The organism is [Lactobacillus] rogosae, assembly GCA_900112995.1.
Classification (GTDB): domain Bacteria; phylum Bacillota; class Clostridia; order Lachnospirales; family Lachnospiraceae; genus Lachnospira; species Lachnospira rogosae.
Genome location: FONU01000022.1, coordinates 50,931 through 56,930, shown reverse-complemented (window position 1 = coordinate 56,930; position 6,000 = coordinate 50,931). Strand labels below are relative to the sequence as shown.

5 protein-coding genes are annotated in these 6,000 nt (G+C 37.6%); all 5 read right to left on the bottom strand.

The window, feature by feature from the left end; all coding sequences use genetic code 11:
* Positions 1-420: 420 nt before the first annotated feature.
* Complete coding sequence (locus BM157_RS10345) at positions 421-3,093, bottom strand: heavy metal translocating P-type ATPase (RefSeq protein WP_090141008.1); 2,673 nt, start codon at positions 3,091-3,093, stop codon at positions 421-423.
* Positions 3,094-3,132: 39 nt separating this feature from the next.
* Positions 3,133-3,495, bottom strand: coding sequence for a heavy-metal-associated domain-containing protein (locus BM157_RS10340; protein ID WP_022502577.1), 363 nt, complete (start codon positions 3,493-3,495; stop codon positions 3,133-3,135).
* A 14-nt stretch (positions 3,496-3,509) separates the two neighbouring features.
* Positions 3,510-3,818, bottom strand: coding sequence for a metal-sensing transcriptional repressor (locus BM157_RS10335; protein ID WP_022502576.1), 309 nt, complete (start codon positions 3,816-3,818; stop codon positions 3,510-3,512).
* A 277-nt stretch (positions 3,819-4,095) separates the two neighbouring features.
* Positions 4,096-4,962 (bottom strand): lysophospholipid acyltransferase family protein, encoded by an 867-nt coding sequence (locus BM157_RS10330; protein ID WP_022502575.1) that lies wholly within the window; start codon positions 4,960-4,962, stop codon positions 4,096-4,098.
* Entirely contained in the window at positions 4,959-5,927 is a 969-nt protein-coding gene (locus BM157_RS10325) for a glycosyltransferase family 8 protein (protein WP_090141006.1), read from the bottom strand. The genes BM157_RS10330 and BM157_RS10325 overlap by 4 nt, the downstream gene beginning before the upstream one ends.
* Positions 5,928-6,000 lie beyond the last annotated feature (73 nt).

The following is a 6,000-nucleotide window of genomic DNA, read 5'->3' as shown; positions in this document are numbered from 1 at the left end:
ACATACCAGCCAAAAAATCATCACCCCCCCCCACCAATCAACATATACTCCCCCAACAACCAGCAATGCCCAGACATAAGTCTGGGCGAGCGTCAGTTATTATCCAAAATCTTCAAGAAACCAATCAAAAACAGAAAAGTCAATATCTACCAAAATCCCTGATACCCTCTTCTCCCCCTGTTAGTGTCCCTCATCAATAAATTAATTCCTAAGCAAATCACTTCAAGAACGTAAATCAGATTGAGGAAGCTTATAGTTGCATAAGAAGACGATGGGGAGCCGCCGGTCCTTAGTCGGCAGCCCTGGCTGGCGACTTAGTACCGCTGCGAGCGACACTCAGTGCAAACGTGTCTTCGTTGTAACTATAAGCTTCCCCAATCCTCACTCACAACCTCCCGTTCTTAATCCTCACAACCTCAATTAATTTATCGCTATCACCTTATAATCCTGCTCCTCCACAGCCTTCTTAAGTACCTCATCATCAACTTCCTTTGCAAGTGTCACGACAGCCTCATTCTTCTCGTGGCTTACAACTGCCCCGCTTACACCGTCAACTGACTCTAATGCCTTCTTTACTCTTGCCTCACAGTGTCCACACATCATACCTTCAATATTCATTGTCTTTGTCATTTTATTATCCTCTTTTCTTTTATTATTAATATCCTGTGATGTAATATTATTCACAGGGCTATTATCAGTATTGTCTGTTGTCTTAACAATAAGACCCTTTCTGGCAGCTCTCTTTTTGTATACCTCATCTCTTGCTGTGTCATATATCTTTACAAGATTAAGCCTTAAAGCATTAGTCACAACACAGAAGCTTGAAAGGCTCATCGCCGCCGCACCAAACATAGGATTCATCTCCCAGCCAGTCAGATGTATCCACACACCTGCTGCAAGTGGAATTCCTATTATATTGTATATGAATGCCCAGAACAGGTTCTCGTGGATATTTCTTATCGTCCTGTGGCTGAGCCTGATAGCCGCCGCAACATCACTTAAGCAGTTCTTCATAATAACAACATCTGCTGCATCAATCGCCACGTCTGTTCCTGCACCAATCGCAATACCTATATCTGCTGATGTCAATGCTGGTGCATCATTAATTCCATCACCAACCATTATTACTTTGCCATACTTCTTAAGACGCTGTATTTCCTTTTCCTTACCGTCCGGAAGAACTCCTGCAATAACCTCATTAACACCTGCTATCTTTCCTATCGCATTGGCACTTCTTTCATTATCACCTGTTATCATTACAACATAAAGACCCATATCCTTTAATTCCTTTATGGCTTTAGGACTGTCCTCTTTTATTGTATCGGCAACAGCGATAATTCCTAAGAATTCTTTATCTGTTGCAAAGAACATAGGTGTCTTTCCATCGCCTGAAAGCTCGTAGGATTTTTTTATATATTCTTGTGGTATTGTTGCCTTTTTGCTTATATAATCTGCATTACCGCCGTATAAGCTGATTTTATCAGAAATATCTGCACTGTCCGCCTCAAATGCTTTAATATACTGTGCACTGGCTTCAAGCCCATTTCCTGCAACTGCATTTGATACATCTATTGATATAATATCTGAATAATCATTCTGCTTTGCTGTATAATCGTAATTCACAACAGCTTTAGCAAGTGGATGCTCACTTCTTGCCTCTAACAGCTTCGCTATTGATATAAGCTTGTCGTCAGTAATTCCATCTGCACTTACAACATCAGTAACTACCGGTTCACCAGCTGTTATTGTACCTGTCTTATCAAGGGCAGCAATCTGCATTTTACCAGTCTGTTCAAGTGAAATGGCTGTCTTAAACATTATACCATTCTTAGCACCAACACCATTACCAACCATAATAGCAACTGGCGTTGCTAGTCCAAGTGCACAAGGACAGCTTATAACAAGCACCGATATTCCTCTTGCAAGTGCAAATCCAGCACTCTGTCCGGCTAACAGCCACACTATAATAGTAACTGCTGCGATTCCTATTACTACAGGCACAAATACTCCTGATACCTTATCTGCTATCTTTGCAATAGGTGCTTTAGTTGCCGCCGCATCACTTACCATCTGTATAATTTTTGATAAAGTTGTATCCTCACCTACTCTTGTTGCAACACATTTTATATAACCTGATGTGTTAAGAGTTGCCGCTGATACACTGTCACCGACATTTTTATCGACCGGGATACTCTCTCCTGTGAGGGCTGACTCATTAACCGCACTCATACCCTCTATAATCTCACCATCAACAGGAATATTCTCTCCTGGTTTTACAACAAATGTATCCCCTTTGTGAACCTGTTCTACCGGAACAACCTGTTCATTACCATCAATAACTACTGTCGCTGTTGTCGCCGCAAGCTTCATAAGGCTTTTAAGTGCATCTGTTGTCTTTCCTTTTGAATGGGCCTCAAGCATTTTACCTATTGTTATAAGTGTAAGAATCATTGCCGCTGACTCAAAATAGAATTCGTGCATATAATGCATTACACCATCCATATCCATACGCACCTGTGCATCAGTCATCGCAAATAAGGCATATGTGCTGTATAAAAATGCTGCACCAGAGCCAAGTGCTACAAGCGTATCCATATTAGGTGAGCCGTGAAGCATACTTTTAAAACCACTTATAAAAAATCTCTGGTTAATAACCATAATTATTATTGTAAGAAGCATCTGTATAAGTCCCATAGCTATATGGTTATTCTCAAGTACACCTGGAAGCGGCCAGCCCCACATCATATGTCCCATACTGAAATACATAAGTATAAGCAGAAATACAAGCGATGCCACAAGTCTTTTGGCAAGCTTAGGTGTTGTTGTATCTTTAAGCGATTCCTCAAGTCCTGCTATTGTTTGATTGCCTTCACTTTTACTACCTGAACTTTCTGAACCTCTTATGCTTGCACCATATCCTGCATCGGTTACTGCCTTTATTATCTGCTCGTCTGCGGCTGCACCCTCAACGCCCATTGAATTAGTGAGCAGACTGACTGAACAGCTAGTTACACCAGGAACCTTGGATACAGCTTTCTCAACTCTTGCCTGACACGCGGCACAGGTCATCCCTGTAACATTGTATTGTTTCAAAATGTATCATCTCCTCCCTTAATCTGTTAAGCACATTAATTATATTGTCTTAATATCTACTACCTTAAAATCTAATCTTTCTATAGTTCTTCTTATTAAATCATCATCAACAGGCTTATCAAGCTGTATTGCAGCTGTCTTTTTCTTTAAATTAACTTCACAGGCCGCTCCATCTATTCTGTTAATCTGATGTTCTATGCTGTTCTTGCAGTTATCGCAGTGCATACCCTCAATTGTTACAAGCTTAGTTGCAATTATGTCACCTGCAAGCACTTTCTTGTCCTCTTTCATTGTTCCACCGCTGCCACAGCAGCCGCCTTCTCCTTTGCCGTGCTTTATGCCGCTTTTTACTGCAAATATTACTATAATAACTAATACTACAATTATTATCGCTGTTCCCATATATACCTCTTTTCTTACTTCATAAACTTCTGCATTGTCATAATAAGTTCATCAACTACCTCATCATCACCATTCTTTATGTCATCAACTACGCAGGTCTTAATATGATTAGAAAGTAATGCTTTATCAAATGCAGTAAGCGCCGCGTTAGCGGCAAGTGCCTGATTAAGAATATCTATACAGTAGGCATCATTCTCAACCATACCGTATATTCCTCTTATCTGGCCTTCTATCCTTTTTAATCTGTTAAGAAGAAGCTTCTTCTCTGAATCACTTCTTTCTTTCATCTTGCTGCCACAACAGCATTGTTTATCTTCTGCCATTCAACCACTCCTTTCGCCTGCTATATTACTGTGTTAATATCATCATCTATAATATATACCCCCTGTGGGTATTTTGCAAGGATAATTTTTCTCATTTAAGGCATTTTAATTTTAAAATGAATTCTATCAGAATTCACTATTACACAAAAAATGTGTATCCGTCAGATAACTACCCAATTATAGCTGCCTGTAAGATACACACTTTACTTTTAATATTCTTTTTTCTGTTATTTTCCTGTACAAGGACTATTAAAGTCACAGTACAAAATTGCCTCTGCTATTCTGTTGTCCCTTTCCAGCCCGCGATATCACTGTCACTAAAAGCATAATCAAGAGGCCTTTTATATATTTGCTCATAAGCTGCTTTCTTCTGCTCATAATCTTTTTTCATCATATCAAAGCTGTTATCACGCTCATTCTTTTCCGGGTCTGGATATATAGGGTCTAATATGTGAAGAACATACTTAACTCTTTTAAATTCCTCTGTATCATCCTTATCCATATCTTTCATCTCAACAAAGCACGATATAATCGGAACATTAAACTTGGCTGCATAAAAGTATGCCCCCCTCTTTGGTGGACGAGGCTTTCTGTAATTAAACCACATTTCCTGCTCTGGATATATAAGAATATACTCTTTCTTATTAACAAGAAGGTTATTAAGTGTTCTATAAAAATGTCTTTCCATATAATCCTTATCTTTGCTGACTGGAATTTCATCTGCATATCTCATAAGAAAACCAAGAAAACCTTTCATTGCAAAGTTAGTATCCTGACTTACGATAAACATTCTGTATCTTCTTGCCTTCTTAATTCCATATCTTATAATCGTTGTATCAACAGGATTAAAATGATTACTTGTTATAATAGCTCCTGATTTAATATGTTTAATCTTCTCTGCACCTACAACCTTTGTATTAGCATTAACGCCAAAAGTTATAAAATCAACAATTCTTCTTGCAAGCCAGTTCCTGTAATGATATGGAATTTCATTACGCTGTTTTACATATTTGCCAAGAAGCTTTTTTCTTCTTGTACTGTCAAGTTCCGGATCGCCGATTTCTACTTTGTCATTAAACCTTCCGTTATCTGCCGCATTTTTAATATTAGCAACAACTTCCTTCTTGCTTCCACCTATTATCATAATCTTATCTTTTCTCCACTTTCAAGCACTTTTCTAAATGTTACTTCTGTATCTGCATTAGCTCCTGCTCTTCTGAAAAGATCAGCCATATGCTCTTTATCCTCTGCCTTCTGTTCATCTGAATAATTCTCTTTGCTCTTAACAATGTCTTCATAATAAACAGAACGTTTAGCATAATCCCAGAAATAACTCTCGTACTGAATTCCATCATAGCACCAAGGCTTATCAAATAAATTATAATGAATTATCTTAGGTGATGGATTCTCAGGCTTATTTCTGTTAGGCATTGCATCCCAGCAGGATTCAAGATATTCTATCTTACCATAACACATAGAATTAAGATAATCCTGATCTGGTGCGATACAGTCAAAATGGTATTTATTAAGAAGATATAAGAAATGCTCTGCAAGATTAACCTCTCTTAAAGCCTTCATATTCATAAGAAGCATACCTGAATTAAAGTAATCACCAAGCTTTAAACCAAGTGATTCTGTCATATATCTTTGCAATTCAGGAGCATCATTAACTGAACTATCTTTGCACACTCCTATAAGATTGCCGTGCATATCTGTATCATAAAGCTCTGATATATCGCCAGGAACAACTATATCACTGTCTATATATATAGCCTTATCATATTCCGGATACATATCTGGAATAAATATTCTGAAATATATTGTCATTGTGAAATAATCTGAACGAAGTCTGTTCTCAATTCTGTCTGTTATCATATCAAGGCTCTGCTTCATATACTTAAATTCCATCTCAAAATTAGGATGATCCTTAACCAGTTCAGCAAGATTATTTCTATTCTCCTCATTAAGCTCCTGGTAAACTACTATTATCTTGTAGTTTCTGTCCTTTGAAGCATTTTCAATAAGTGATATTAATGCAACATGCAGATATGGTGCATATGCATCATCAATTGTAAAAAATATTGGTATTATCTCATTCTTGTTAATCATATTAATTCTCCATTCCAATTATCTTTATTATTTTAATTATTTTAATATTTTTATTTACATATTTTAATTTCAT